This window comes from Desulfocurvibacter africanus subsp. africanus DSM 2603 (assembly GCF_000422545.1).
In the GTDB taxonomy this organism is placed as follows: Bacteria; Desulfobacterota; Desulfovibrionia; order Desulfovibrionales; family Desulfovibrionaceae; genus Desulfocurvibacter; species Desulfocurvibacter africanus.
Genome location: NZ_AULZ01000019.1, coordinates 58,133 through 85,004, shown reverse-complemented (window position 1 = coordinate 85,004; position 26,872 = coordinate 58,133). Strand labels below are relative to the sequence as shown.

General features: G+C 58.5%; 23 protein-coding genes, 1 tRNA gene and 1 pseudogene. 17 read left to right on the top strand and 8 right to left on the bottom strand.

Going from position 1 to position 26,872, the window contains the following annotated elements; genetic code table 11:
* The first annotated feature begins 1 nt into the window (after position 1).
* From H585_RS0113745 to H585_RS0113705, 9 genes and pseudogenes are all read left to right on the top strand, one after another.
* Positions 2–2,122: an FAD-dependent oxidoreductase gene (locus tag H585_RS0113745; protein ID WP_027368237.1), complete on the top strand. Its 2,121-nt coding sequence runs from the start codon at positions 2–4 to the stop codon at positions 2,120–2,122.
* Positions 2,119–3,156 (top strand): FAD:protein FMN transferase, encoded by a 1,038-nt coding sequence (locus H585_RS0113740; protein WP_027368236.1) that lies wholly within the window; start codon positions 2,119–2,121, stop codon positions 3,154–3,156. The genes H585_RS0113745 and H585_RS0113740 overlap by 4 nt, the downstream gene beginning before the upstream one ends.
* A 111-nt stretch (positions 3,157–3,267) precedes the next feature.
* Positions 3,268–3,351 (top strand) — tRNA-OTHER (locus H585_RS23285).
* Positions 3,352–3,800: 449 nt separating this feature from the next.
* A pseudogene (locus H585_RS21560) lies at positions 3,801–4,865 on the top strand (IS3 family transposase); the annotation flags it as partial.
* Between the two features lie 257 nt (positions 4,866–5,122).
* Positions 5,123–5,791: a hypothetical protein gene (locus H585_RS23085; protein ID WP_138708195.1), complete on the top strand. Its 669-nt coding sequence runs from the start codon at positions 5,123–5,125 to the stop codon at positions 5,789–5,791.
* A 311-nt stretch (positions 5,792–6,102) separates the two neighbouring features.
* On the top strand, positions 6,103–8,955 hold the full coding sequence (locus H585_RS22220; RefSeq protein ID WP_081678676.1) for a phage NrS-1 polymerase family protein: 2,853 nt from the start codon (positions 6,103–6,105) through the stop codon (positions 8,953–8,955).
* 4 nt (positions 8,956–8,959) lie between these two features.
* Positions 8,960–9,364 carry a hypothetical protein gene (locus H585_RS0113715; RefSeq protein ID WP_027368235.1) on the top strand — a complete coding sequence of 135 codons (405 nt, stop codon included), beginning with the start codon at positions 8,960–8,962 and terminating at the stop codon, positions 9,362–9,364.
* A 44-nt stretch (positions 9,365–9,408) separates the two neighbouring features.
* Complete coding sequence (locus H585_RS0113710; protein WP_027368234.1) at positions 9,409–9,696, top strand: hypothetical protein; 288 nt, start codon at positions 9,409–9,411, stop codon at positions 9,694–9,696.
* Positions 9,684–10,142, top strand: a complete 459-nt coding sequence (locus H585_RS0113705) for an ERCC4 domain-containing protein (protein WP_027368233.1) — start codon at positions 9,684–9,686, stop codon at positions 10,140–10,142. The genes H585_RS0113710 and H585_RS0113705 overlap by 13 nt, the downstream gene beginning before the upstream one ends.
* On the opposite strand, the gene H585_RS21545 is transcribed toward H585_RS0113705, so the two are convergent.
* The 4 genes from H585_RS21545 to H585_RS24030 all read right to left on the bottom strand — a co-directional run bounded on the left by H585_RS21545 (position 10,136) and on the right by H585_RS24030 (position 12,671).
* Entirely contained in the window at positions 10,136–10,486 is a 351-nt protein-coding gene (locus H585_RS21545; RefSeq protein ID WP_051183154.1) for a transposase, read from the bottom strand. The two genes, H585_RS0113705 and H585_RS21545, sit on opposite strands and share 7 nt — an antisense overlap.
* A 256-nt stretch (positions 10,487–10,742) precedes the next feature.
* A complete protein-coding gene (locus H585_RS22610) occupies positions 10,743–10,922 on the bottom strand; it encodes a GNAT family N-acetyltransferase (protein ID WP_161628428.1) in 180 nt (59 codons plus the stop codon).
* A gap of 68 nt (positions 10,923–10,990) precedes the next feature.
* Positions 10,991–11,815, bottom strand: a complete 825-nt coding sequence (locus tag H585_RS21535) for an SAVED domain-containing protein (protein WP_211221633.1) — start codon at positions 11,813–11,815, stop codon at positions 10,991–10,993.
* A gap of 409 nt (positions 11,816–12,224) precedes the next feature.
* Positions 12,225–12,671: a type II CBASS E2 protein gene (locus tag H585_RS24030; protein WP_027368232.1), complete on the bottom strand. Its 447-nt coding sequence runs from the start codon at positions 12,669–12,671 to the stop codon at positions 12,225–12,227.
* A gap of 170 nt (positions 12,672–12,841) precedes the next feature.
* On the opposite strand from H585_RS24030, the gene H585_RS22215 reads away from it, so the two are divergent.
* Positions 12,842–13,081 (top strand): hypothetical protein, encoded by a 240-nt coding sequence (locus H585_RS22215; RefSeq protein WP_051183150.1) that lies wholly within the window; start codon positions 12,842–12,844, stop codon positions 13,079–13,081.
* A gap of 189 nt (positions 13,082–13,270) precedes the next feature.
* On the opposite strand, the gene H585_RS22210 is transcribed toward H585_RS22215, so the two are convergent.
* Entirely contained in the window at positions 13,271–13,846 is a 576-nt protein-coding gene (locus tag H585_RS22210) for a nucleotidyltransferase domain-containing protein (RefSeq protein ID WP_051183148.1), read from the bottom strand.
* 324 nt (positions 13,847–14,170) lie between these two features.
* Here H585_RS22210 and H585_RS0113675 point away from each other — a divergent pair, with 324 nt between their 5' ends.
* The 5 genes from H585_RS0113675 (at position 14,171) to H585_RS0113655 (ending at position 19,471) form a co-directional block, all read left to right on the top strand.
* Entirely contained in the window at positions 14,171–14,536 is a 366-nt protein-coding gene (locus H585_RS0113675) for a helix-turn-helix domain-containing protein (protein ID WP_211221632.1), read from the top strand.
* 2 nt (positions 14,537–14,538) lie between these two features.
* Complete coding sequence (locus tag H585_RS0113670) at positions 14,539–14,820, top strand: ImmA/IrrE family metallo-endopeptidase (RefSeq protein ID WP_027368230.1); 282 nt, start codon at positions 14,539–14,541, stop codon at positions 14,818–14,820.
* Positions 14,821–15,465: 645 nt separating this feature from the next.
* Positions 15,466–16,929 carry a lipopolysaccharide biosynthesis protein gene (locus H585_RS0113665; protein WP_138708194.1) on the top strand — a complete coding sequence of 488 codons (1,464 nt, stop codon included), beginning with the start codon at positions 15,466–15,468 and terminating at the stop codon, positions 16,927–16,929.
* Positions 16,926–18,245: a glycosyltransferase family protein gene (locus H585_RS0113660; protein WP_027368228.1), complete on the top strand. Its 1,320-nt coding sequence runs from the start codon at positions 16,926–16,928 to the stop codon at positions 18,243–18,245. Before H585_RS0113665 ends, H585_RS0113660 begins: the two co-directional genes overlap by 4 nt.
* A gap of 167 nt (positions 18,246–18,412) precedes the next feature.
* Positions 18,413–19,471: a hypothetical protein gene (locus tag H585_RS0113655; RefSeq protein ID WP_138708193.1), complete on the top strand. Its 1,059-nt coding sequence runs from the start codon at positions 18,413–18,415 to the stop codon at positions 19,469–19,471.
* Between the two features lie 454 nt (positions 19,472–19,925).
* Here the strand turns inward: H585_RS0113655 and H585_RS0113650 are convergent, their stop codons facing one another.
* From H585_RS0113650 to H585_RS0113640, 3 genes are all read right to left on the bottom strand, one after another.
* The gene (locus tag H585_RS0113650) at positions 19,926–20,465 is read right to left on the bottom strand and encodes a PEP-CTERM sorting domain-containing protein (protein WP_027368226.1); all 540 of its coding nucleotides are present in this window, start codon (positions 20,463–20,465) and stop codon (positions 19,926–19,928) included.
* A gap of 448 nt (positions 20,466–20,913) precedes the next feature.
* The gene (locus tag H585_RS0113645) at positions 20,914–22,080 is read right to left on the bottom strand and encodes a porin family protein (protein WP_027368225.1); all 1,167 of its coding nucleotides are present in this window, start codon (positions 22,078–22,080) and stop codon (positions 20,914–20,916) included.
* Between the two features lie 15 nt (positions 22,081–22,095).
* Positions 22,096–22,662, bottom strand: a complete 567-nt coding sequence (locus H585_RS0113640; RefSeq protein WP_027368224.1) for a polysaccharide biosynthesis/export family protein — start codon at positions 22,660–22,662, stop codon at positions 22,096–22,098.
* A 735-nt stretch (positions 22,663–23,397) separates the two neighbouring features.
* On the opposite strand from H585_RS0113640, the gene prsK reads away from it, so the two are divergent.
* Both prsK and prsR read left to right on the top strand, forming a co-directional pair.
* Positions 23,398–25,461, top strand: coding sequence for an XrtA/PEP-CTERM system histidine kinase PrsK (prsK, locus tag H585_RS21525; RefSeq protein ID WP_081678674.1), 2,064 nt, complete (start codon positions 23,398–23,400; stop codon positions 25,459–25,461).
* Positions 25,458–26,852 carry a PEP-CTERM-box response regulator transcription factor gene (prsR, locus tag H585_RS0113625; protein ID WP_027368222.1) on the top strand — a complete coding sequence of 465 codons (1,395 nt, stop codon included), beginning with the start codon at positions 25,458–25,460 and terminating at the stop codon, positions 26,850–26,852. Before prsK ends, prsR begins: the two co-directional genes overlap by 4 nt.
* The last annotated feature ends 20 nt before the right edge of the window (positions 26,853–26,872 follow it).

Sequence of the window (26,872 nt, the reverse complement as noted above, 5' to 3'; positions counted from 1 at the left end):
TATGGCAACTTCGATTCTGATTCTGTTCCTGCTGGGCCTGACCGCCGCGGCCGTCCTGGCCGCCGCCTCCAAGGTCCTGCATGTCAAGGAAGACCCGCGCATCGCGGCCGTCGAAGCCTGCTTCCCAGGCGCGAACTGCGGCGGCTGCGGCTATCCGGGCTGCTCGGCGGCTGCGGGGGCCATCGTCAAGGGCGAGGCTGCCCCGGAAATCTGCGTCGCCGGTGGCTCCGACATCGCCAAGAATGTCGCGGCCGTGATGGGCCTGGAGGCTTCCTTCAAGGAGCCCAAAGTCGCCCACAATATCTGCACTGGCGGTTCCCGCGCCAACCTGCTCTTCGACTACGAGGGCATTCATGACTGCCGCGCCGAGGCCCTGCTCTACGGCGGCGAGAAGTCCTGCGGCCTCGGCTGCATCGGCATGGGCTCCTGCGTGAAGGTCTGCGGCTTCGACGCCATCCGCCTGAACGACGACAACCTGCCGATTGTCGATATGAACGCCTGCCGCTCATGCGGCAAGTGCGTCGAGGTCTGCCCCACGGGAGCCATCCGAGTCTCCGGCCTGACCATGGACCTCCTGCATCTGAACAAGACCGACGACTGCCTGGCGCCCTGCATGCAGAAATGCCCGGCCCAGATAGACGTGCGCACCTACATCCAGCAGATGAAGCAGGGTGACATGCGCGGCGCCCTGCTGACCATGAAGGAGCGCAATCCGCTGCCGCTGGCCGTCGGCCGCCTGTGCCCGGCCCCCTGCGAAACAATCTGCCGCCGCAACATCGCGGATGAGGGCGTGGCCATCCACACCCTGCACCGCTTCGTCGCCGACTGGGAAATGAACTCCGGCACGCGCGTCAAGCTGGACTGCAATCCCCGCTCCGGCCACCGCGTGGCCATCATCGGCGGCGGTCCCGCCGGCCTGTCCTGCGCCTACTTCCTGCGCCGCATCGGCCACGAGCCTGTCATCTTCGAGAAGCGTGAAAAGGTCGGCGGCATGCTCACGGGTGTTATCCCCGAGTACCGCCTGCCCGACAAGGTCGTGAACTGGGAAATCCAGTCCATCCTCGAGCTCGGCGTCGAGGTCCGCAGCGGTGTTGAATTCGGCAAGGACATCACCATTAAGGATCTGGAAGAACAGGGCTTTGAAGCCGTGTTCATCGCCACCGGCGCATGGAAGGTTCCCGGTCTCCAGGCCGAGAACGCCGATGCCGAGGGAGTGGTCGACTCGATCAGCTTCCTGTCCGCCATCAACAAGTCCATCACCAATCTCAAGGGCAAGAAGGTTGTCGTCGTCGGCGACACCAATACAGCCATGGACATCATCCGCAGCGCTGCCCGCCTGGGCGCCCAAACCACGGCGCTCATCCCCTGCATCCAGCGCAAAATGTCCGCGAACAAGAACGAAGTCACGCGCGCGGCGGAACTGGGCGGCAAGCTCATGTTCCTGACTGAGCCTGTGAAGGTTCTGACTGAAAGCGGCAAGGTCTCCGGCATCGAGTACCGCGAGCTGCAATACGATGACCCCGAGAAGGCAACGGGCACGCCCAAGCCAGTCGCGGGAAGCGAGGCGAGCATGGAAGCCGACCTTGTCGTCGTGGCCACCGATCGCCTCGTGGACACCACTCCCTTCACCGACGAAAGCGGCAAGCTTCTTCTTGATCTGGATAAGAAGACTGGCGGCATCAAGGCCGACACAACCACCTTGCGGACCAGCCTCGCGAACGTCTTCGTCGGCGGCGAAGCGCGCACCGGCCGTAACATCCTTATTCAGGCCGTCGCCGACGGCCGCCGCGCGGCACGCTCGATCCATTACCTCGTTACCCAGAATGACATCCCCGAGCCGGTCAACCCGCAAACTGGCGTCATTCCCGAGTCCATCCTCAAGCACATGGAGGTCGTCTACACCATCCCGCGCATCAAGGTCCCTGAGATCAGCGTCGAGGACCGCAGGTGCACCTTCAAGGAAGAGGTCAAGGGCTCCGTGACGTTCGAGGCCGCCCGCAAGGAAGGCAGCCGTTGCCTGCGCTGCGGCCTGACCTGCTACGACTCCTATGCCGGCTCCGAATACGCAGCCGACGCGGACGTCAGGGAATACAGCAAGCCCGCAAAGGAGCAGAGGGCATGAACAGCAAGCTGTTTACCAGAAGGGCTTTCATCCGCGCCCTGGGCATCGTGGGCCTGGGCGCGGCCGTAACACCCGCGCCAGTCATGGCCGCGATCCGCATGACCGAAACCCGGAAGATCGGAAACGCATACAAGGTCAGTGAGAACCGCTTCCTGCTGGGCACCTTCGTGGCCATTACCGCAGTGCACGAGTCCAGGCAGGCAGCCGAGAATGCCATCGGTCTCGCCTTCGCGGAGATCGAGCGCCTTTCAGCCATCTTCGACCGTCACAACGCGAGCACCCCGCTGGCGCATCTGAACGCCACCGGCCGTCTGTCCGACGTCGAGCCCGAGTTCTTCGCGGTCATGCGCGAGGCCATCGGTTTCAACAGGCTCAGCAGCGGCGCCTTCGACGCAACCGTTCTGCCCGTGGTCCAAACTTTGAAGTCCAGCGGCGGCATGCATATCTCCGAGAAGGAGTTGCGCGAGGCTCTCGAACTGGTCGATTCCAGCGCCATCCGCCTCTCCCGCTCCGAAGTCCACTTCGGCAAACAGGGCATGGGCGTGACCCTCGACGGCATCGCCAAGGGCTTCATCGTCGACCGTGCGTCCGACGTACTGGCCGCGAACGGCGTCGCCAACCACCTGATCAACGCAGGCGGCGACATCCGCGCCCGGGGTGCGCGCTCCGTCGGGCAGCCCTGGACCGTGGCCATCGAGGACCCGGCCAAGAAAGGCGACTACCCGGCGATCCTGGAGCTCAAGGACGCAGCCGTAGCTACTTCCGGCGGCTATGAGGTTTTCTACGACGCGGAGCGCAAGCACCACCACGTCGTCGACCCGAAAACCGCCCATTCGCCGACCAAGAGCGTCAGCGTCTCCGTGACCGCTCAGACCGTCATGGCAGCCGACGCCCTGTCCACTTCCGTGTTCGTCATGGCACCCAAGGCAGGCCTCAACTTCATCGACACTCTGTCCGCAAGCGAATGCTTGATCGTGGGCGACACCGGAGGCAAGCTCGCTTCAAGACATTGGAATAGATTGGTCCAGGCTTGACCAATCATTCCATCCGCACGCCCGAGGAATAGTATCGCCCCACTGCCCTCGGGAATGCTCATTCCCCTCGGAAACAGCCTCCGGATTCTCCGGGGGCTGTTTCATTTCAGGGGAAACCTGTATTCAGCCCGGACTTCAAATCCGGTGGACGGTCGAAAGGTCGTCGGTAGGTTCGACTCCTATATGCTTCCGCCATTATTGGACATTTTCAAGTCAGCCCGGCGATCAGGCGGGCTTTGTTTTTCTAGCCTGACGCATTCTATCCCCACTCTGTCCCCACTTTTTCAGACCCAAGGCCCGATACAGACGTCAATTCCCCACCCTTTTTGTAGAGAAGTTGGTTGCACAAATCGCCTACTCACCCCCTCATCATTCCAGCTCCAGTCCTGATATACTCAATGCGCCATATGCGAATTTAAACGTACCAACTCACAAGAATCCTGACGCAATCCGTCCCAAGAGGAAAGACCAATACTTGGCCCAGAAAAGCCCCCGCGCGATGACAGGCCGTCTTGTGCGGTTTTTTTGTTGCGCCTATCGCTGTCTGGCACCTTTGGAGAGCTGGGCTGATTCCAAACCCTGATCCACTCCCCCGTCAGGTATCCCAGTGTAAAGGTTGTGGCGTTGGCCAGGAGGTCGTCGTCATGCGCAAGAGCCGCTTCATCGAGGAACAGATCATCCAGATTCTCACGCGAGCCGAGGCCGGGATGTCGGTTGCCGACATCTGCCGGCAGTACTTAGGTTTCCGACACGACATTCTACAAGTGGAAGAGCAAGTATGGCGGCCTTGAGATATCCGAGGCAAGACGCCTGAGGCTTCTTGAGCAGGAGAACGCCCGTCTCAAGCGCCTAGTGGCCGAGCAGGCCTTGAACATCGGGGTGCTGCGCGAGGCGCTCCAAAAAAACTCGTAGAGCCTGCCGCACGCAAGGAGGCCGTGGTCCATGCAATCTCACAGCACGGCTACTCCGAGCGGCGGGCATGTCGACTTATGCTGCTTAATCGGCGCACGTTCAGGCGGCCTGCCGGGCCTGACAGGGATGAGGACCTGCGCAAGCGCCTGCGTGAGCTGTCCGAGGAGCGCAGGAGCTTTGGCAGTCCCCGACTGTGCATTCTGCTGCGCCGGGAGGGACTCCTTGTGAACCACAAACAAGTTGAGCGCGTCTACCGCGAGGAGGGACTCTCGCTTCGGCTGAAGCGCCGCAGAAAGCGTCCAAGCCACTTGCGAGTCGTTCAGCCTGGACCAAGTGGACCGGATGAGCAGTGGCCGCTTGATTTCGTGAGCGACTCCCTGATAAGCGGGCGCAGGCTTCGGCTTCTGACCATCGTGGAACTGTGGGATCGCAGCTGCTCGCGAATCGAGCTGGACCACTCCCTGCCGGGAGAGCGCGTGGTCCGTGTGCTTGATGCGCTACGCCTTGGAGGCCGAAAGCCGTCCGTGCTGAGGATGGACAAGGGGCCGAAGCTGACGGGCAAGGCGCTTGACCGCTGGGCGCATGAGCATGGCGTCCTGTTGGACTTCATTCGGCCTGGTCGGCCCATGGACAACGGGCACATCGAAAGCTTCAATGGCCGCTTGCGAGAGGAATGCCTGAACCTGAACGTTTTCGTTTCACTGGCGGATGCCCGGCGAATGGTCGAAGCCTGGCGTCAGGACTACAATCGCGAGCGTCCGCATAGTGCGCTTGCAGGACTCTCGCCCGAGCAGTTTCGGGCGAGCTACTACGGAAACATCAAAGACCAGGCAGTCACCAACTTATCCGTGGGGTACCAAGCGGGGGTAAGGTCAGATGAAGAGGCGAATGATGACACGCCTCCTGTAGCTTAGCGCTATTGCCGGCTGGGACCGCCCTCGGTTGGACGCGTCAGTCTTTCTCCGGCCAAGGCGTGGACTAGCTACCCATGCCGAAAAGGCGGTACTCTCGCAGCTCTGGCCGGGACATTCGGGAGAAAAGCCTGGGAGAATATATGTTTAAAATGACTGAAGAGGAATTACGGACTTTTCTTACGGTTCAGGAGGTTGAATACTTCAATAACGGCAATCCTTTCCGAGCTTGGGCCGCGCTTGAGGTTTGCCTTTATCATGGTCATCCAATTCCCTCATGGGTCGGCGAGTATCTGTTGGTTGTTTCAAATGCCCTAATTCGAGGTGGGCAGGTGGAGTATTCTAAACTTAGAGATGGATTGGGTGTCGACGCAAACGGTGTAGATAGTCCGGCATACCTAAAGAGAGCTCTTGGCATATCAGATATGAGACAAAGAAGTGAGCTTTTGATGGATATGAAAGTGACTTGTGCTGTGTTGATGGTAAAGATTGCCATGAAGACAAAATGTATAACTAGAGAAAATGCAGCAGAGGAAGTGGCGTCTGTTTTTGCTATATCAAAATCTAAGTTAGATAAGGCATATTATCGAAATGAGAGGAGTTGTTATCAACTTGATGCCGAAGTGCTGATAAGAGACATTGGTAGGTCTGTGTTGTGTATATACTCGCAGTTGACAACGGTAGAAGGTCGTGATGACTCTGTAGAGCTTAGGCGACTAGTCGCAAACACATTAGGCTTCTCTTTGGAAAGACTAAACTCAGTATTGGCCAGTGCGCTTGATGCCTTTGCAAAAAGGCCTAGACTTAAATGATAAGCATTTAGCTTCAGGTTGGCGCACGATTGCCCCTGTGTGAAACTTCAACACAGGAGGCGATATGCCCCAAGTAAAAACGTGCCTTGCAGACCTCGCATCCCGTTGGCCATCCCCCTACGTCGCACGCGACCGTGTAAGCGAGTTCAGCGGCGGCATCCTACATCCTCGGACTTTGGCAAATCTCGACAGCAAGGGCGAAGGTCCGAAGGGCCGCATTCGCGTCGGGAAGAAGGTGGCTTACCCTGTGGCCGAACTCACGTCCTGGCTAGAGTCTCGCGCCGTGTCTTGCGATAAGGGCGGTGCTATCGATGCAAAGTAGAACCCCGGCGGCCAGGGAAGGCTACCGGGGCGGGGCAATGATTGGCGGCACAAATTTATTACCCGATGCCGAAGCCTTGTGCAAGGCCGATAAAGCCAATACCTCTGACCCTGAACCAGCTAGGCCGCAAGCCATTGCGCCCAATCCTGACGGCATTCCCAATGAATTGCGCGAAGTGCCCCAATGGGTGTGCTGGCGCTATGAATGGCGTCAGATCAAAGGCGGGGAATGGAAGTGGGCCAAGGTTCCTGTGAATGCTCGTACTGGTGGCAACGCTTCCAGCACGGACCCCACCACATGGTCAGACTTCGACACCGCTTATCAGGCATACTCCCGCCTCGACTGTGACGGCACCGGCTTTGTTCTGAGCAAGGCCGACCACTTCGTCGGAATCGACCTGGACCACTGCCGGGATGCCTCCACAGGAGAGATCAAGCCGTGGACCATGGCCATTATTCAGGACATGGCGACTTATGCCGAAGCGAGCCCGTCCGGCACCGGCATTCGCATGTTCGTCTTTGCCAATCTCCCGCCCAATGGCAGGAAGAAAGGCCCAATCGAGATGTACGAGTCGGGCCGCTATCTGACCGTTACGGGCTGCCGGATCAAGGGCACACCGTCCAAGGTAAAAGCGCGGCAAGCAGAAGTCGAAGCCTTCCATGCGGAAACCTTTGGAACCCGCCCCGCCCAAGTGGCCGATCCGTCAACCGTCCAGGCTTCCAGGCCAGTGCCAGCCATCGAAGACCGCGCCCGTCTTGAGCGCGCCTTCGTCTCGAAGAACGGGCAGGAAATAAAGGCCCTGTTCGATGGCGTGTGGCAAGACCACTACGCTTCGCAGTCCGAGGCGGATTCGGCCCTGTGCTGTCATCTGGCCTTCTGGTTTGGCCGCGATATCATGGCCATAGACCGCGTTTTCCGTCTGTCCGGGCTCATGCGCCCGAAGTGGGATGCCCCTGCCCGAGGCGGTGAAACATACGGCGCGGGCACTGTGGCGCGGGCGATTGCCATTACCGCCGAAACATCCGGCCAAGGCAATTTGTTGTCGGGCACGTCGGGCACGTCGGGCGGGGTTTGCTCCCCCAACGATTGCGGGATGCCCGAAGCAGACGGCGGGCATTCGGGCACGTCGGGCGGGCCTGTCAGGCAGGACGCGCCCAAGGGCTTTGTGAACGACAACACCGGGCTTTACCGCCTGGAGGAAGACCAGGAAGGCGCGGTGCAGGAAGTGTGGCTTGGCCCACGCCTGGACGTGCTGGGCATGACCCGCGACACCTCAAGCGGGGCTTGGGGGCTTTACATCGAATGGCGTGACCCTGACGGCCAGCTGCACCGCTGGGCTATGCCCCTGTCCATGCTCTCGCGTGATGATTCGACGTGGCATTCCACGCTTGCTGACGGCGGATGGATCGGAGCACCGGGCAGGAAAAACCGCCAAAGCATTGCGACCTATCTCGCCACGTCCAGGCCTAAGGCCCGCGTGCGCTGCGTGGAACGGACCGGCTGGCATGGCCCGGTGTACGTCTTCCCCGATGAGGTTGTCGGCAGTACGGGCGAAATGGTCGTACTTCAGCACGAAGTGGCAGAAAGCGTTTACCGCCGGGGCGGCACGCTTGAGGGCTGGCAAGAATGCCTCGCCACACTGGCACAGGGCAATTCCCGCCTTGTGCTGGCAATAAGTGCGGCGTTTGCGGCGGCCCTGCTTGAAGTCGCGGGCAAGGAAAGCGGCGGGTTAAACTTCGTGGGCGGAAGCTCCACCGGCAAATCGACTGCGCTTCATGCTGCGGGGTCCGTCTGCGGAGGCGGGGGCATAAGCGGCTTTGTCCGCAACTGGCGGGCCACGTCCAATGGCCTGGAGGGCTTGGCCGCCATGCACTGTGACAGCCTCTTGGCCCTCGATGAGCTAGGCCAAGCTGATGCCCGCGCCGTGAGCGAAGCCGTCTACATGCTCGCCAACGGGTCCGGCAAATCCAGGGCAACCCGTGACGGCACGCACAGGACGCCCGCCACATGGAGAACGCTTGTCCTCTCAAGCGGCGAGATTGGGCTTGCCTTGAAGATTCAGGAAGAAATGGGGCGCACGGTCAAAGCTGGCCAAGAAGTTCGACTTGTGGACATTCCCGCCGATGCTGGCAAGGGCCTGGGCCTATTCGAGAACCTGCACGGCCATGCTTCGCCTACAGTGTTTGCCGACAGCATCAAGCGAGCCGCCGCGACTCACTACGGGCACGCCTTCCGGGCCTTCACTGCTCGCATGGTGGCCGACATGGACAACGCCCGCACCGAAGTCCTGAAGGCCATTCCCGCCTTCGTGGCTCGGGCTTGCCCTGCCGAGGCTGATGGGCAGGTCCGCCGTGTGGCCGCTCGCTTCGCCCTGTGCGCCGTGGCCGGTGAAATGGCAACCGAATGGGGCATTCTGCCTTGGCGGGCGGGCGAAGCCATCGAAGCTGCCATGCGGTGCCTTGGCGAGTGGATAGCCGCACGCGGCGGGGCCGGGGCCTCCGAGGATCGGGCCATTCTGTCAGCCGTCCGCCTGTTTATTGAGCAGCATGGAGCAGCCCGCTTCCAAGACCTTGACGCGGATGGCAACGCCAATGCCGACAGGTGCATCAATCGGGCTGGATTCAGGCGCAAGGCGCAAGCCGGGCATGAGTTTATCTTCCTGCCGAGCGTATTTAGCGCCGAAGTCCTGCGCGGCCATGACGCGAGCCGTGCGACCAAGGTGTTGAAGCAGGCCGGATGGCTGCGGACGAATGAGAAGGGCCTACAGGTCAAGGTTGCCTTGCCCGGCCTTGGGCGGCCTCGATGCTATGTTGTGGCCCTACCTGACGAGCAGGAGGGCTAGCCACATGGGATGGATTGACCTGTTCATGCCCGAGCCCGAGCCCGAGCCCGACCTGCCCGAAATGTCCGATTCCCTGTCGGGCACCTCGGAAATGGCGCAGGACATGGGCTTGCCCGACCTGCCCGACCTGCCCGAAGCGTTTTCGGCAAACACGAAAACGCGGGCGGACCAGGCCGAAGCCTTCGAGCGTCTTCTATGGTGCCTGGACGCCTACCGTGTCGAGGGCCTGCACCTGCACTTCTACGCCGTGAACCCCAAGCCCGAGTTCGCCATGGTCTATCCCGAGGCGTTCACACCATCCGAGCGGATCATGGTGCAAGACTGCTTCCTTGGGGCCGTGGACCTCATAGCCGCGCACGCCCGCGAATTGGCGAATGGATCATATAACCCGATGAAACTGGCCGCATAACGCCCGGCAGGACGCCAGGCTAAACGCACTAGGATGGTGCAGAAATGAATTTGTTCAAGATCACGGCCTATCGACAGGACTATTCCGAATCCCAGTGCCAGGGTGATTACAAGCTGTCCGAGTACGTCTATTACGCCATTGCTCGCAACGGGGGCGATGTTGCGGAGTATGAACAGCCTTTCAACCATATCAAGAGCGTCGAGCTTGTAGCGTCTGACGGCAGCGAGAACGCGCCCAACCTGATTGACACGCGGCCAGAAGCCGTGGAGCAGCACCGCGCAGAGATGAAGGCGCGCATTGCCAGGGCCGGGGGCACGCCATGCGAGTGCTAATCGACACCCGCGAGCAAGCGCCCTTCACCTTCGACAAGTACGAGTGCGAGCAGGTCCGGGGCACCCTTCCCACTGGCGACTATTCCCTTGCTGGGCTTGAGGACCGCGTGGCCGTCGAGCGCAAAAGCCTTGATGACCTTGTGGGCTGTTTGACCACAGGCCGTGAGCGATTCGAGCGCGAGCTTGCGTGGGCCGCTGCCCTGGACCGCTTCGCCGTGGTCGTGGAGGCGGGGCTACAGGACATGGCCCAAGGCCGCTACCGCTCGAAGATGCAGCCCCATGCAGCCCTGCAAAGCGTTCTGGCCTTCCAGGCGCGACACGGTACCGCCTTCCTGTGGGCGGGCAACCGGCAAGGCGCGGAGTATGTGACCTTCCATTTCCTACGTCACTACCTGCGAGAAGCGCGGGAGAGGTTGAATGCGATAACTAGAGCAGTTCTCTATTGAGCTGGCAGATACCCGCAGGCCCTGAACCATCCCAATGCATCTTCAGGGGTGACGCTATCCAGGGCCTGTGCCAGCCCTTTGTACAAGGCCTCTTCCGTGCGAGCCTTGAGCCCTCGCAGGAGGGCTTTCACCTTGCTCCACATCTGTTCAATCGGATTTAGGTCTGGAGAGTAGGCTGGCAGAGACCAGTTCGTGGCTCCGGATTGTTTTATCAATGCCCTTGCTTGCGCATCTTTGTGCGCCGAGAGATTGTCCGCGACGACAATATCGCCAGGCTTAAGCGTTCTGACCAGAACTTCACGGACATACTCACGAAATACAACTCCAATCCCGACCAAAACCATCTTCCTTGCTCCCGTGTGCATCTCGTGCATGGGATGCAGGATTTTAATGGGTTACACAGGGGTGAGCTGGGTAAGGGAACACATGGGGAACACAGCACAACACTACAATCGTCAGCGATTCTACTCATGGGGAGCTCTCAGGGAACGTGATCTGTGCCGAAAACGCTGGCCGTGAAATCCGACGACTGCGGCGCACAAGGGCATCCGCATCACCCCGCCAAGGTCTTGTGGGCGTCATCCAGGAGCAGCATATAGGTCAGCGGACGGAGGGGGAAAGCTGGAAACCCGCGCGCGCATAGAAGCGGGCGGCCTTCTCGTTCAGGGTGTAGGCTAAAAGCGCCCGCATGCCGGCGATGTCCGCGGCCTGGAGCGTCCTCAGCACGGCGTCCCGCAGCAGGTCCAAGCCAAGCCCCCTGCCTTGACAAGACTGGTCCACGGACAGACAACCGGGACCACCTCTGGCTTCTGTTCGTCAACTCTGATCGCACAAACGCCCACACCACTTCAAATGAGGGTAAGGCACTCCACAAATCCTCCGGCTGCACGGTTTTGATCGAATATATGCATAGCTAAATCAGCCTTGGACATCCAGACCCGTCCCATCTCAATGGCCACCGCGACCGGGACCGCTGGAAAGATGTGAAGTGTCGCGGCCTCGCCGTGCTCCATCTTGATGCGATCCAGAAGATACCGGAAGAACTGCCGAAACATGGAGAGTTGCTGGCGGCTTTTTAAAAAATCGTTACCCGGCTCGGATACGTGGACAGTCCAGATGGAGACGTCTTCACCGAGGACTTGATGGATTCGTGCGTTATCGATGTGGGCGCTCAGCGACAAATTGATAGCTACGTTCTGTTTCCGGTCGGCTGGCTCATCAAGATGGTAGGTAAAATCAGTAGGATGCTCTTGCCACCGCCAGTCGGGCGGCTCCCGGTGCAACTGATACACCTCGGCGGTGGAAATATCGGAGAGAAGACGCCCAAGCTCCATGAGGAGCGGCTGCGGAGCGATGCCAAAAATCGACAGATGCTGAACGGAGCCATGGGCGAGACGCTGTTTGACCACTAGGGCGAACTGGCGCCGCAAGTTCTCCTGCTCAATGACCCAGTACCTCTCTTCATGGTCCTGAAAGGAGCTATTCCGGAAGCTTAGTTCAAGGGCTGGCCTCTCTAGCGGATACCAGGTAGGCGTCATGGCCCGCGCAGCCTTTTCCCAGCTTAGGAGTGCCGTGTTCTGCCCGATATTTGCCCCATAAAGCAGAACGTGGCTCCTTTTCTCTTCGGTGATCGAAGAAAGAAGCTCTATTCGTTCCTCATGCACGCGCTTCATCTCGCGGAGCCTCTCAGGTGGGTGTCCGGGAACATCCTCGCGGTCTATGAGCCTATGGTGCTCATCGCACAGAAGCATAAGATTTGAGAGATCAGCGCAGAGCTTTTCAGAGAGGTCTTTATCTCCACGAGGTCCGGGGGTTTATCGGCAATAATATGTGCGGCGTAGGCGATGTTGAATTCAACCTTGGTAAGGGAATCGAGCCACAGTGGTTTGTTACATCCCGCATACTGGCATCTACCAGCAGCCTTTCCCCAGAGTCGTAGTTGCAGTTTGTGCGGAACATTCGTCATCGACATCCTTTTCCTCGCTCGTATTTGGGGTTTGAAGCAGAAGAAGCTGCATTTACTATCGTGGCAATCGCCCATTATTCAATGCTGTGCTATCGTCTGAATTTCTTATCTAGAGGTTATCCATTAGAAGTGGGATTAGAAGTGGGATGCTCTCCGCCTCCCTTCCATTCGTCAGATAGGAGCCACTCCTCGAAGTAAAAAAGCCACAGCAATGACCAAGGCACAATTGTTTCCGCTAGAAACATATGCTCGGCCCACTGGCCCTTGCCAGGGCGGTACAGACACAGCTTTGTGGGGCTTTGAGCGTAAACGTGTGGGATGGTGCGCCCTTCGGCGAGTGTGGGTAGATCAGGATCAGTTACCCAAACCTCGGGCGAGCCCCCTTGGCGAAATACCAATTTAAGCTTGTAGCGACGCCCAAGGAGAGTTGGCTGGTCTTCGTACTCCCAGACGATTTGCCCTCTGCGCAGAGTCCCTTGCCCGATCCCGCCATAGCGCTGTTTCAGGACTAAGAACTGGATAGCTGGTGTAAGCGGTTTTTTCCTAGAAGAGGGGCGCTTCATTATCTGCCAAAGAAGGTGTTGGGCCTGACACCAATACCGCGACCAGCGCCGACTGCAAGCCCACTCGCCGGAAGTATGCCCAGGCTTCCTGCGGCCCTGGCACTTGATATGGACTCTGTTAGAATATTAATTGCTCGTTTCGTCTCAGGGGCTCCAAACTCATAGGAGAGATGTCGGCCGATTTTATCAAGTCCCATGAGGCCCGGCAAATCCCGAACGGCGTGGAGGGCTTTCTGCTGCCAAGTATAGAAGGCATGGGCGAGTCTCACATCGGCGTTCCACTTGTCGGCAAAATTCTCCCCATGGGTTGTCTCATTCCAAATGAAGTAGAATTGCCGCCCTCCCTGCTCGTGCACTTGGATAAAATCGGGCATAATTTCTATGACATCGGCAAGGACATCAATTTCTGAACTGTAGACGCGATTTTTCGCGCAATAGGCGTAGCTCTTCGCGGCAAGGGTCGTGATGATGACGGAGATTGGCGCTAGGTGCTTATCTTCCTCCTGGAAAGTGTAATCCCGGTGTCTTTTGCAGAGTTGGACGCACCGCCTCAAGAGGCCCTTAAACTGGGTCGGAATTGGGAGGGGCTCGATTTGAGTTCAGTTTGCTGCAAACGCATCCGCGACAACGAACCGCACAGGAATCGCTGCCAACTGCTCAAACCAGTCTTTGTACCCTTGGGGGTTCGTCTCCTTCCATTCTTTGAGTTTTTTGTCAGGGGCAAGCTCGCCTCCCCTGCGGCAGGCTGGATTAGGAATCGTCGGAGTAATATCGAGGTGAAAATCTCCGGCGTAGTTGAGTCGCCAGCACCGAGGCTTCTCTTCAAGGATGGGACGGTAGCGTTCATTTGTACGCAGGCGGTCCCCGATCAGCTTTTTGAGAGCGCTTGGTTCCATATATTGCTTGCCTCTCGGGGTATGGCATACGAGATCAATATCAAACTCATTGCGACCAAGGGGCTTTACAGTCGTTCCCAAGCTCATTGAGCCCTGGGGATAAACGGTTGCAGTTTCGATAAGAGGGCTTTCGGCCTCGGCAAGCCATCGACCGACGGCCCCGTAGCGATCTTCTGCAGTTTCAAACTGGGTTTTCGTCAGCTCCAGGGCTTGGCAGATCAACTCCAGAAGGCCAGTGAGTTGAGTTTTGCGCATAACTTCTTGCTCGGATATCACCATGAACATGCTCCTTGTAAAAGCGGTTCTGCGCGTGACGTACGTGGTGTGGAAATCCCAGCGTGGATCTTCTTGTCTTTACCGCCGAGCTTGACAATCATATCCCATGTCCGGGATGCAGATGCTCGACTCCGGTGTGGGACTAGCAGACATGCTCATCGGCCTTGAACCCGACATCCTTGGTAGAGGCAGCCAAGTAACTGTCATTATTTATCTTCAATCCTTAAAGCGTCCTGCATAGCTCTTGCTATGTCGAGTTCGACATGTTACTAATGGCGAAATAACGACTTCTGGCTAAGTCGTCAACAGGAGAATGTCGGAACCGCCATGAAAAATATGTCGTCTACTCAGAAACCTTCACCTTCAGATGTTTTCAAGGAGCGTCTGCGGGCTGCCAGGGAGATGCGTGGCCTGAGCCAGGCAGACCTTGCGACCAAAACTGGCCTGCCGCCTAGTTCCATCGCTCACTTTGAGGGAGGGAAGCGTAAGCCCTCTTTCGACAACTTAAGAAAACTATCCGAGGCGCTTGATGTTACCACCGACTACTTGCTTGGTCGGGCTGATGATCCCACTGCGGCAGTTACGGCTGATCCGCTGTTTCGCCATGCGGCCAAACTCACTGACAAGGACCGAGCACTTGCCGCTGAGTTCCTTGAAATGCTTGCTAAGAGAGGTGGTCGAAAGGAGGAGTAGAATTGAAAAGTCGAAGTTTCCGGCTAGAGGATGCCAAACGCCAGGGGGAGAGGCAGGCTGAAGAAGATGGGGTGACAGGATTTCCCGTCGATTTGGCCGCGATTGCTGATAAGCGAGGTATTCTCCTCGCGGCGAACGACGATGCTGAATCTGGTGTTTCAGCCATGCTCTTACGCGAGGGCAACGAATTTGGCATCTTCTACAGCACGGCCATCTCGAACAAGGGATTCCAGCGGTTCAGCATAGCTCACGAACTTGGGCACTATTCTCTAGAAGGGTTATAAGCACAAAAAGAATGTAAACAGCCCTTTCTGCCAATAATCACAAGGACATTTCGCCCTGGCTCACAAAGATTTGTAAACAACCAGGCACCCTGGATGCTGTTTGTTTACATTTTATTGGGCCTTGTCGGTGGATGGTGACCTGCCCGGCCATGACAGCAAAGCCAAAGTCTTCGGCATGGCATAACCAAGAGCAAACAGAAGATTATGTTCTTGGATAGTGCATGCTTCGAAGATGGTGATGCCGACCTTTGAAGATCAGGCGTCGTTGACCAAGCGGTCACCGGCAGGCCAGCTGGCGTGCTAGCCACTTTTTTATCGGCCCGATTGACTATTTCACCCGCAATATGCATAAGCTGTTCGTATGTCTACGTTCACCCTTTGCCCTTTTTCAAGGAACACTAACTCTCTCCACCTAACAATGCATTCGGACAAGCGGGTTGCCTGGATGACGAGCACCTATGGCAGTCTCCTAACGGATCAGGCAGGCGCTCCTACAAAGCTCAATCCGTCTCGCGTAAAAACTCTTCCAAGCCAATCATCGTCCAAGACGGACACCTGGTGATCAGGAATTCTCGTGGCTTTTTGCAGGGCAACGCGAGCCTTGTTCACTATAATCTACCTTAGCTGAATCTTAACGAGAATCCAGTGACCAGTCTGAAGCAAAGGTTCCTCTCCGGAGTTATGTGGCAGGCAGGGGTGAAGATGCTCTCCCAAGGCTTCTCCTTCCTTGTGTCCATCATGCTCGCCAGGTTCATACTCCCGGAGGAGTACGGTCTTATCGGCATGGCCATGGTCTTCACCGGCTTCCTGAATCTCATCAACGAAATCGGCATTGGCAGCAGCATCATCCGCGAGCCCAAGGTGAGCGACAGTGCCCTCAGGAGTGCCTACGGGTTCGCCTTGGCCGTGTCAGCCGTCCTCTGCGGTCTGGCCCAAATCCTAGCGCCAGCGGTTGCAGGCTTCTTCGATTCCGAACGCGTGGAGCCGATCATCCGGGTTTTGGCAATCAGCTTTTTCTTCGGAGGCATGCGAGCCGTGCCCTGGAGCCTCCTGGCCAAGGAGATGCGCTTCAGCGTCATCTCCAAGGCAGAAGCGTTGACCGTCATTCTCGGCGGCATTACGAGCCTGGTCCTGGCCGTCATGGGATTCGGGGTCTGGGCCCTTGTCACTGGCTTCATGCTGCAGCAAGGCCTGATGGCCCTTCTCGCGAATATGCTCAGCCCAAGAAAGGTGCTGCCCTCCTGGCGTCTGGGCCAGGCCCTGGATTTGGCCAGCTTCGGGGTCAAGGTCATGCTCATAAGGGTGCTGTGGTATACCTACAGCAATGCCGATTTCTTCATCATCGGCAAGCTGCTTGGCGATAAACTGCTCGGTTTCTATTCGCTCGCATTCAAAATTGCTCTGCTGCCCACGGAGAAAATCACTGCAATCATCAATCCTGTATGTCTCCCTGCATTCTCCGAGCTTCAAAACGATACATCCTCACTGGCGAAGTACCTTTCACACCTGACGATGTACCTGAGCATAATAACCTTTCCGGTTGCATTTGGCATTTTCGCGGTCGCCGATGATTTCGTGCTGCTCTTTCTTACTGAACAATGGCTGCCAATCATCATCCCGCTGAAACTCCTCTCCATCATCGGGCTGGTCCGGTCAATAGCCATCCTCTTTCCTCCGATTCTGTTGGCCCGGAACAAAACGGCATTTCTCGTCTACTATAATATCCTGCTCACCATAGTGATGCTTGCGGCTTTCTGGATCGGAGCATCATTGCATGGCATCAACGGCGTAGCGGCAGGTTGGGCTATCGCCTACCCCGTCGTAGCCCTCACGCTCATGTACGCGACCTGCCGGGAGATCGGTCTGCCTCTCCTGCGGTACGCGGCTACGCTCCTACCGGCAACACTTGGAAGCCTGCTCATGACAGCCTTCATCATCGCTTTGCGCAGAAGTTCGGATTGCCCGCTCACATGGGGTTTCTTCCTGGTGGAGTGCAGCGCAGGCGCCCTTTGCTATGCCGGGTTCATGATCCTGTTCCAGCGCAGACGCTTCTTCGAGTTGAGGCGAGCCCTCTTCAAGAGACCCGCACAAGCTGGGGCAGCCACATGAAGCCATTGCTGATGATCGCCTACCACTTCCCGCCAGATGCCGCGGTGGGTGCGATTCGGACCCAGAAGTTCGTCAAGTACCTGCCGGGGCAAGGCTGGCGGCCGCATGTCCTGACCGTCAAGCCGGAAGCATATGATGCCATTGATCCGGGGCGGCTTGAGGATGTCGGCGAGGCGAATGTCATACGCGCGCCGCAGTGGACAACGCCGTGGGAATTGATCCTGAGGCTAAGACGAACGCAGCCGGGCGCGCATCAGGCGGAGGGAGACGACCGGACCGGTTCGAATGGCGGAGCGACATCCAGGCTGCGGCAGGTTGCCAGGGATCTCGCCTCGACCCTGAATATCCCCGACCGCATGAACGGGTGGATCATTCCGGCGGTCGCTGCCGGACTGGGCATCATGCGCCGCAACCATATCAAGCACATATACGCCACGGTGCCTCCGTTTTCCGTGGGAGCCGTCGGCTACATCCTTTCATGCATCACGGGAGCCACGCTCATTCTTGACTGTCGCGATCTGTGGACCTTTTTCTCCAGGGAAGGGGTCAAGCCTGTGCCTCCCCATATCCTGTGGCTGAATACCCGTATCGAGCGCATGATCCTCCGCCGCTCGGCAGCCATCATCTGCACCACGAAACAGGCCCGCCGGCAGTTGTGCATCGACAATCCCGATCTTGGACTTCAATCCAAGGCCCATGTCATCTTCAATGGCTATGACTCGGACGATGTTCCCACGAGGAAACGAACGGACGATCGCCTCGTCATAAGCCACATGGGCGAGTTCTACATCGGACGTGACCCGAGCCGTTTTCTTTGCGCCCTGGCGGAAGTCCTGAAGGAAAACAGTGCGTCGTCCAAAAGGATGAGAGTCGACTTCTATGGACCACACTTTGACGGGCTGGCGGAGACTGTCGAGCGGCTCAACCTGGAGGATATCGTCACCATCCATGGGATCGTTCCATACAGACAAGCGCTGCAGGCTGCTGTTGACTCGGATTTGCTGTTGCTTTTCCAGCCGCGGATAGAAATCATGATCCCATCCAAGAGCTTCGACTATCTTGCGGCCAGACAGCCCATCCTGGCGTTTACGGATGCAGGAGCGGTCCATGAGCTCATCAACGAATGCAAGGCAGGCATATGCGTAAGGCAGGATGATGTGGCGGGAATCAAGCAGGTCCTGCATTCCCTATTGCAGGGAGAACTCAAGTTAGACAAGTCCCTGGATCTGTCTCCCTACGAGCGTAAAGCAGAAACCACCAAGCTGGCCGGGATACTGGAAAACCTGACAACCGTTCGGCCCGGCAATCACACTTAACCTGATGCCGCACCGTGCCATGCGTCAACCATCGTCAGCCACTGTCAGCCACTGTCCATTGGCCGGACCGTCATGAGCTTGTCGCGCGTTCCGCACCTCCAATGCCGTCCGGCGCGGCCCGAAACCCACTGAATGCCAAGCCCCTCAACCATCAGGTGCCAACTGCGATGAACATACCCGAGCTCATTGTCACTGCGGCCGAAAGAGGAATACATCTATGCAAGGCCGGGCTTTACCCTCCGGGATACAACGGCCCCTGGGAACAGATGGAGACTCCGGCCAGGAACACCTGTCACTGGGCGGTAACCAATGCCAAGGCATACGCCCTTACAGGGAACGGCGCCTACAAGGACCTGGTGTACAGATCGATCAAGGCGATCCTGGAGCAAAGATTTTGCCCCTTCTCCGCCAGCTTCATGATCCTGAACGCCAATCGCTCCTTTCCGAACGGAATCGTCGGGCAGGCCTGGGTCATGGAGGCCTTGGTCGCGGCCTGCAGATGCCTGGAGGACCACCATTACCTGGAGGTAGCCAGGAGGCTTGCCCTGAAGCACCATTTCGAGCCTTCCGTGAATCTTTGGGCCATACTCAACATCGATGGCACAACCGGGCCGATCCACTCGTCATTGAACCAGCAGTTGTGGTTCGGCGTCATGAGCCTTGTAGTGGCCAAGCTTTCCAACGATGAGAATCTTCTGAGCACCTGCGACCGCTTCTTCGCCAACGTACATCGGCATGCCTGGTACGCGAAGGACCTCATTCACATGAAGATCAATCCGCGTTCCTTTATGGCCAAACGAGGTCGCGAGTCTCGCGACCTGATTCGGCTTCTCTTGACCGAACGCAAGACCCAATCCGAAGCGACCGTGGGATATCTGCCTTACACCTTGTTTCCCTTGGCCATGGCCTGGAAGCTCGGAGCAAACACGAAAAAGGAACTTCTACCGGAGGCAGAGCGCTGCGCAAAGAACTTCATCAAAATCCCATTGTCCGACCTGGCCAATAATTGCTACTGCTTTTCATACCATCCCACCGGGTTCGAGGTCGCATACATTCTGAAGGCATTGGACATTAACACGGAAGCCCTGTCGGATGCCGACTTCTGGACCAGCTACCAGCTTGAAAACTACTACAACCACTTCCTTCATTCGCCTGAAGCGAGCACTCGCCCGTGCCCAACCCTGATCGCACGATTCCATGAAATCACCTACCTCTGCCCAGGCTGATGAGCCACGATCGGTTTTCCACGGGCAAGATGGCCTCACCGCACCTGCCGCAGGCGATGGATTTCCCGTGACGACAGCCCAGGATGGTTCGCGGATGCGAAGCATCCGTGCGCCAGGCTTGGGCCAGGCTCAAGCCTGGCGGTGTTTGGAGTTTGAAACCGGCCGCCGAAACAGAAAGGGGCCAGGGCTGTGATTCCAGCCCCGCCTCAAGTCAAGACCACGCTCCGCTTTTGCACCTGACCTGCTCCCCGACAACTTGGCCGTGAAGGTCCATAGCGTCAGGCGTCAGGCGTCAGGCGTCAGGCATCAGGCCAACAGTGATTTGCGCCCGGATCAAAAAAAACCGGCAGGGCTGTTACACCCTGCCGGTTTACTGCAAGGAAACGATTCGGCTTTTCAGGTCCCAAGCGCTTTCGGGCCAAGCTCGGATCGCCGGACCTGAGCAACCCGGCGATCAGAGTTCTAGGCCGCGCCGCCTTCTGTAGCGGGCAAGCCCGATCATGCCCATGCCCGCGCCAAGCAGAGCCATGGTGCAGGGCTCGGGGACTGGGGTATTATCGTAACCCCAAGCGGTCAGAGTCGAGTCGCCGAACATGAAGTCTCCAATCGCTCGGGTAATCGCAACCGTCAACGTGCCATCCAGATTGAGCTTCAGCAGGCCGAGGAGGCTAAGGCCGATTTCAAGATCCTCGTAGGAAAAGTCATAAGTCGTATCTTCGAAGAAATACCCAACCAAGTCGATTTTCGCCAGCTCCCAACCGTCGTGCCAAGAGTCATCATAAAGATTGATGGACAGTTCAGCGTTGGTGATGAGGTCCTCACCCGGAGTGAATCCATGCTCGATAAGATTGTGCGTGTATGTATATGGTCTATAGCTATCCAACTTAACATCATAAGGATCATACACATCCACCCAAGCGGTTGCAGCAGCCTGTGACGCAGAGATAACCAGCATGACAAGTGAGATTATAACAGCCGACATCAAACGCCTCATAAACCACCTCCTAAAGAAATTTCTGTTTCAGCCACCAACCGGCCTCTAAGTTTAACTCTGTTTAGCAAGGAGGGTGCCTGCGTATAATATATTGATTTTTAATATATTTATTTTAAAAAGCCCCTTGACCGCCCGCTCTTTTGTAAAACCGACCGACACCAGCTGTTAAAGCCGCCTACATGTAGACATGACATGGAGGAAATCCCCGGAGACTCTCCAGCCTCAGAGCCATGCTGCCGGGATTCTCGGAAGCCATTTTGCGGGTTGCGCCGTTACGGGAGAAGCTCATGAACGTGGATGGGAGGATCGCGCGGCGGCGGCCGTTAGAGCATTTTGCTTTTGAAAATGCTCTGCAAGCCATGCGTCGGCATGGCTTGCAGCCGCGTAGGCGTAGGCGCAATTCACTTGCGCCGTCAACGCCGGAGCGGGCGTCTTAAAGCAATCTGCTCTATAGGGGAAAGGCCTTGGCCCAGGAGATAGACAGGATGAAGCGATTGCTGCCCTGCTCATCCGACAATGAATCCACGTGCGAGTATGTGTGCGAAAGGGATAACGTCCAGTTTTGCGATAATGCGTAACCCACGGATTCGTACACGGAAAAGTAGTCAGAGACCTCCGCGTCATCAGAGTCAGTACTCTGCGATTGCCTGTAGACTGCGCCAACTGACAGAGCAAGATCTTCCAGGGGGCGGTAGCTCGTTCCCAAGGTCACGGCATCCACCAGCAGAACCTCATCAAGCACCGAACGTTCATAGGACCTGCTCAAGGCGAATCGGGCATCAGCCTGGCGCCATGAGTAGGACAGGCTTGCTGAGCCCAGAGCATTGTAGGACGAGTCCTCGCTCTGGTCGGAGTGCACTACTCCGCCACCCAGGCTGGCCTCTGCCAGCAGCCTGGAGCTGAACGCATGGCCGAGCCCGAAGTACAGTGCTCCTGTGTGACTCGTGGCAGTATCGTTTTCGCCAATATTGAAGCGGTAGTTCTCGTAGGAGGTGGTGACCGATCCGCTTGTCCTGGCGTCCAGCGACCGGGTCAGCCCGAGCGAGACCTTGTGCCGCAGGCTGTCGGAAAAATTGCCGCTCTCGTAGATGTAGCCGTCAAGCCCATAGCTCAGGCTTAGGCTGCTCAAGCGATCAAGACCCCAATTGGCGCGGGAGCCGATGGTGAAAGCGTGGACCTTGCTGTCGTCGGCAGCTATCCCAGTTTCCTCGATCGCCTGCGTAGTACTGTCAGTGATGCTCAGCGATGCGAAGGCACCGACAGTAAGTCGCCGCGCAGCCTGATGCAAAACGTCAGTAGCGTAGTACTGATTGGTCCGATTGAAATCAGAACGCACCCCACTATCGGTAAGATAGCGAAACACGGCCAACCTCGCGGACAAATTGGCTCCTGTGCGCCTGTCCTGGCCGGAGAGCAGGATCGCGGGCGACAGCTGATACTCCAGGCCCGACTCGCCCTCGTAGAGGATGTTGTCATCGTAGGCGAACTCGTTGACTAGCTTCGGGACAGCCTCCCAGGCCCAATCCCCCCGGGCCGCGTTCGGCAAGGCCATGCACAGGATGAATGGCAGGACGCGCCAGATGGCGCTTGGCGGCACAAGCTTGCTCGGGATCATGCCAGTCCGGCCGGATCAGGGCACGACGATGGTGTCGTTGGATTGCAGAAAGATGTTCTGCTCCAGTTTCTTGCCCCCGGAGACCTCATCATAGTCGAACTCCAGGACAACTTGTCCCTTCTCGGTCTCCCTGAGGATGATGATGTCGTCGCTCGCATACTGGTCCAGACCGCCTGCCCGGGACAGCGCCTGGAGAACCCGGATGGGCTCGTACAGCGGAATGACTCCGGGGGTCTGCACGCTGCCGAGGACATAGATCTTCTTGCTCGCAAGCTCCACCAGCATGACCGTCACCGGAGCATCGGGGACAAAGGCGCGGATGAGCTTTTCCAGCTCGACCTGGACCTCGGGCACGGTCCTGCCGCTGGCCTGCACCTCCCCGGCCAGGGGAAAGGAGATCAGTCCGTCGGGCCGCACCCGTACGGACCGCGTCAGGCTTGGCTCCTCCCAGACTGAGATCTCGATCAGATCTCCCGGCCCCAGCTTGAAGTTACCGGAATCAGCAGCGCTCGCGGATATCGCCACGCCCGGAGCCAAAACCCACACGGTCATCATGAGCATGAGCGCTCGAATTGCTGTCATACGCACCTCGCTGTTTCGTCTCACCCTGAGACGCGCATCTACGAAGAGGCAATCGGAAGACGCACACAATGCGCGCACTGTATAGGGTGATTCCAAATTGTCGGACTGAATGCAAGTCTTTTCCTGTAACGAGCTTGTAATTTTTTAGTGGATTGTCGTATAGATTGCATTGGTCCTCCGTTCTCTTCTGCGACCCAGGTCTGAAAAGGGAATGGGAGCGGAAATGATCTGGAGGCGGGACAAAGGGAGGTTCCTGCAGGTGCGATGAAAATGATGCATATTCACGGAACTCGGCCAGCATTGCGCCCAGGCGGCATGAAGCGCGGACTAGCATCGCTGTCTCCCGTCATGTCCTCTCGATTTGAGGCCGGACGGACCACGAAGAATAGGACATGGAGCTGTCAGCGATCCTTGCTGCAAGTCATCGATTGGCAGGAACGGATAATCGAAGGCTGCAATGGATGCACAACGCAGGGAACTCCCATGGAGGCCTGTGAGTTCCTCCGCAACGGCCAGCTGCGTACGTCCCGCGGCGCGCCTTTGCCCGGGGTTTTCGAATCCAGCGGAGCGCATTTTCCACAAGCCCGTCCCACGCCCGATCGACACGCTCCTGGCGCCGGCGGCTTCATGATCGGCGGGAAGAAGGATCCGGAGCAGGAGCGCGAGGCGGTCCGCCCTGAGCAATTGTCACGCCTCACGGACCCGGCACGCACAAGATAGCCGACAAGGATCAACGTGCTGCATACCGTTCTCTCCATGACCTGCTTGTCCCTCGCGGCGCTTTACGCGATCTCCACCCTCGCCTGGCGTGAGCGCTCCAGGAGCACTATGCTCCTTGCGGCGGCCCTGCTGGTCATGGCGACCATCGACGCGCTCGACGCCATGTCCCTGGCCATTCCATACCGGGCTCCCCTGCTGCGCAGGGCGGCAATGGTCGGCGAGGGGCTGCTGGCCCCCCTTTGGCTGCTCATGAGCCAGAGGTTCGCACGAGGGAAGACCAGGCGCTCCCTGGAGGCATTGCTCCTCTTGGCTGTCTTCTCGATCCTGCCCGCTGTCCCCGTGCTCCTTGGACCCGAAAGGCTCTTCGCCTTGCAGTTGGCGGGCAGCCAGTTCATCCATCTGCATGTCACAGCATTGGTTTTCTATGCCGCCCTGACGCTGAGCATACTGCTGACGCTCATCCGGCTGGAAACGACTCTGCTGGCCAGCACCCATGCGGACCGCTGGAAGATCAAGTTCACGGTGCTCGGTTGCGGCGTAGCCCTCGTGGCCAGCCTGCTTTTCTACAGTCAGGCCTTTCTGCTCGGACATCTGAAGTTCTCTCTGCTGCCCGTCAGGTCTCTGGGGCTGGCCTGCGGCATCCTCATGGTGGCGTACTCGCACTTCGAGCGCGGAGGGGGAGTGCGGGTCAGCGTCTCGCCTCCAATGGCCTACAAGTCAGTCGTGCTCTTCGCCTTCGGCGCCTACCTCTTTGCCTTCGGACTGCTCAGCGCCGGAAGGCAAGTCCTGGACGACTCGCTGCAGGCCTCGCTCATTATGGCCTTGGCACTGCTCTGTGGCCTGGCCCTGCTCATTCTTGTGCTGTCCGAATCGTTGAGATGTCGCATACGGGACTTCATCCAGCGCCACTTCTATGAGGACAAGTACGACTATCGCTCACAATGGATGCTCGTCGCCAGGCGGCTCGCCGCAGCCAAAAACCCGCAGGAGCTCCATGCCTCCATCCTGCTCAGCTTTTGCGAGGTCTTCGGCCTGCGCTCGGCCGTGCTCTATCTCAAGGACCTGAACCAGGGGGACTTCTTCCCTGTGGAGAACGTCGAGCACCAGGCCTGCCCGACCCTCCTCCAGGCCAAGGACCCCTTCGTGCGGACCTTGGCTTCAAAGGGCTACCCCCTGGAACTATCAGGGGAGCTCCGGGACGGTCAGGGAGAACAGAGCAGCCTCCGCATCGCCGTGCCGCTCACGGCCCATGGGGAAATGGTCGGCATCGTCTTTCTCGGGCCTGCGATCATTGAACACGAGATCTATGACCAGGAGGATTTCGAGCTCATGGCATCCATGGCCAACCATGCGTCATCAGCCATCCAAAGCCTGCGCCTGGCTGAGGCCTTGGCCCAGTCCAGGGAGATGGAGCTCCTGGGAAGGGTCTCGGCGTTCATCGCGCACGACCTAAAGAACCTCGTGCACACCCTGTCGCTTTTGACCGAGAACGCCCGCGAGTACATCAACAACCGGGATTTCCAGACGGATATGCTCGATTCGTTGGACAGCACTATATCACGGATGAAGATCCTCATCAGCAAGCTCAAGGACATTCCCGAGGATGTCCACATGTGGAAGCAGCCCACAGACGTCCTGGGCCTGGTCGAGGAGGCCGCCGCGATGGCTGGCATTTCCGTGGCCATCCGGGGTGAACGGGTAGTCCTGGGCCTGGACCGGGAAGAGATGCGCAAGGTCGTGCTCAATCTGTTGCTCAATGCCGCTGAAGCGACCAGGGGCAAGGGCCCGGTGGAGGTCGAAGTGCGCGGCGGATCAGACGGCGAGGCCATGCTCGCTGTGCGTGACCAGGGCTGCGGAATGGACGCGGAGTTCATCCGCACCCGGCTCTTCAAACCTTTCCAGACGACAAAGAACAAGGGGCTGGGCATCGGCCTATACCATTCGCGGCACATCATCCAGGCCCATGGAGGAGGCATTGAGGTCAGGAGCTCGCCTGGCGCGGGTTCCGAATTCATAGTCCGTCTTCCGGGATCCGACGCGCGGGTCCACCAGGAGCTTGCGGTCAGGGAGGCACAATGACCAGACAGGCCAAGCTCGGCGATGCGATCCTTGTGGTCGACGACAACGAGGACATCCGCAAGCAAATCCGCTGGGGACTTTCCAAGGAGCCTTATGAAATCCTTCTCGCCTCCGACGCGGACGAGGCCTTGCGCCTCTTCTCCCGCAAATGGCCCCAGGTGGTGGCCCTGGATCTTGGGCTGCCGCCCAACGAGGATGGGACCCAGGAGGGGTTTCGCTGTCTGCGCAAGATGCTGGAGCTGGCTCCACGGGCCAAGGTCGTGGTCATAACCGGCAAGGCGGACCGCAAATGGGCGCTGCAGGCCATCGATGCCGGAGCGTACGATTTCTATGAGAAGCCCCTGGATCTGGGCGAGCTGCGCGTGATCATCAACCGCGCCCTGCATGTGCATTCGCTGGAATCCGAGAACCGGCGGCGGCACAAGGCGCCGCCAAGCCCGAACGAACAGTATGGCATCGTAGGCAACAGCCCGGCCATGCTCCAAATCCTGCAAACCATCGTCAAGGTGGCCGGCTCGGACCTCCCCGTGTTCATTCTCGGCGAGTCCGGAACCGGCAAAGAGCTCATCGCCCGAGCCGTGCACATGGCGAGCATGCGCGCCAATGGGCCCCTCGTGGCCGTGAACTGCGGGGCAATTCCCGGCGCGCTGCTCGAATCCGAGCTGTTCGGCCATGAGCGCGGAGCTTTCACCGGCGCGCACTCGCAGGTTCGTGGCAAGGCCGAGTACGCCGACCGCGGCACGCTTTTCCTGGACGAAATCGCCGAGCTGCCCCCCGAGATGCAGGTCAAGCTCCTGCGCTTTCTGCAGGAAAAGAGCTTCCAGCGCGTGGGCGGCCGCAAAGACATCCACGTGGATATCCGTGTGGTCTCGGCCACCAATCGGGACCTCGCGCGCCGTATCGCTGACGGCACCTTCCGGGAAGACCTCTATTACAGGATAAACGGGGTAATCATCCGCTTGCCGCCGCTACGCGAGCGGGGGTCCGATACCGAGATGCTCGCCAACCACTTCCTTGAGCATTTCGGCAAGGCGGCGGGCAAGCCCGAACTGCGCTTCAGCCCCGGCACTCTTGAAAGCATGCGCGCCTATCGCTGGCCGGGAAACGTCCGCGAGTTGGAGAACAAGATCAGCCGGGCGGTCATCATGGCCAGCGGCAAGGTGATCGAACCCGAGGACCTGGCCCTGGACGCCGGTACCCCCGATCCGGGCGACGGCCCTTCGCCCCTGTCAGCGAACACCTTGCGCGAGGCGCGCGAGCTGGTCGAAAAGGATCTCGTGGAGAGCACAGTGCGCCAGTGCGACGGGAATATCTCCAAGGCGGCCAAGACGCTGGGAGTCAGCCGGCCCACCCTCTATGATCTCATCCGCAAGCACAGGCTCGTCTCGTGAGCCTTGGGAGGAGCATGACC

What these genes read in the sequence shown, in the direction of transcription:
- H585_RS0113745 (WP_027368237.1), top strand. Translation starts at nt 2, where the DNA reads ATGGCAACTTCGATTCTGATTCTGTTCCTGCTGGGCCTGACCGCCGCG.
- H585_RS0113740 (WP_027368236.1), top strand. Translation starts at nt 2,119, where the DNA reads ATGAACAGCAAGCTGTTTACCAGAAGGGCTTTCATCCGCGCCCTGGGC.
- H585_RS23085 (WP_138708195.1), top strand. Translation starts at nt 5,123, where the DNA reads ATGTTTAAAATGACTGAAGAGGAATTACGGACTTTTCTTACGGTTCAG.
- H585_RS22220 (WP_081678676.1), top strand. Translation starts at nt 6,103, where the DNA reads ATGCAAAGTAGAACCCCGGCGGCCAGGGAAGGCTACCGGGGCGGGGCA.
- H585_RS0113715 (WP_027368235.1), top strand. Translation starts at nt 8,960, where the DNA reads ATGGGATGGATTGACCTGTTCATGCCCGAGCCCGAGCCCGAGCCCGAC.
- H585_RS0113710 (WP_027368234.1), top strand. Translation starts at nt 9,409, where the DNA reads ATGAATTTGTTCAAGATCACGGCCTATCGACAGGACTATTCCGAATCC.
- H585_RS0113705 (WP_027368233.1), top strand. Translation starts at nt 9,684, where the DNA reads ATGCGAGTGCTAATCGACACCCGCGAGCAAGCGCCCTTCACCTTCGAC.
- H585_RS21545 (WP_051183154.1), bottom strand. Translation starts at nt 10,486, where the DNA reads ATGGTTTTGGTCGGGATTGGAGTTGTATTTCGTGAGTATGTCCGTGAA.
- H585_RS21535 (WP_211221633.1), bottom strand. Translation starts at nt 11,815, where the DNA reads ATGAAGCGCGTGCATGAGGAACGAATAGAGCTTCTTTCTTCGATCACC.
- H585_RS24030 (WP_027368232.1), bottom strand. Translation starts at nt 12,671, where the DNA reads ATGAAGCGCCCCTCTTCTAGGAAAAAACCGCTTACACCAGCTATCCAG.
- H585_RS22215 (WP_051183150.1), top strand. Translation starts at nt 12,842, where the DNA reads ATGTCGGCCGATTTTATCAAGTCCCATGAGGCCCGGCAAATCCCGAAC.
- H585_RS22210 (WP_051183148.1), bottom strand. Translation starts at nt 13,846, where the DNA reads ATGGTGATATCCGAGCAAGAAGTTATGCGCAAAACTCAACTCACTGGC.
- H585_RS0113675 (WP_211221632.1), top strand. Translation starts at nt 14,171, where the DNA reads ATGAAAAATATGTCGTCTACTCAGAAACCTTCACCTTCAGATGTTTTC.
- H585_RS0113660 (WP_027368228.1), top strand. Translation starts at nt 16,926, where the DNA reads ATGAAGCCATTGCTGATGATCGCCTACCACTTCCCGCCAGATGCCGCG.
- H585_RS0113655 (WP_138708193.1), top strand. Translation starts at nt 18,413, where the DNA reads ATGAACATACCCGAGCTCATTGTCACTGCGGCCGAAAGAGGAATACAT.
- H585_RS0113650 (WP_027368226.1), bottom strand. Translation starts at nt 20,465, where the DNA reads ATGAGGCGTTTGATGTCGGCTGTTATAATCTCACTTGTCATGCTGGTT.
- H585_RS0113645 (WP_027368225.1), bottom strand. Translation starts at nt 22,080, where the DNA reads ATGATCCCGAGCAAGCTTGTGCCGCCAAGCGCCATCTGGCGCGTCCTG.
- H585_RS0113640 (WP_027368224.1), bottom strand. Translation starts at nt 22,662, where the DNA reads ATGACAGCAATTCGAGCGCTCATGCTCATGATGACCGTGTGGGTTTTG.
- prsR (WP_027368222.1), top strand. Translation starts at nt 25,458, where the DNA reads ATGACCAGACAGGCCAAGCTCGGCGATGCGATCCTTGTGGTCGACGAC.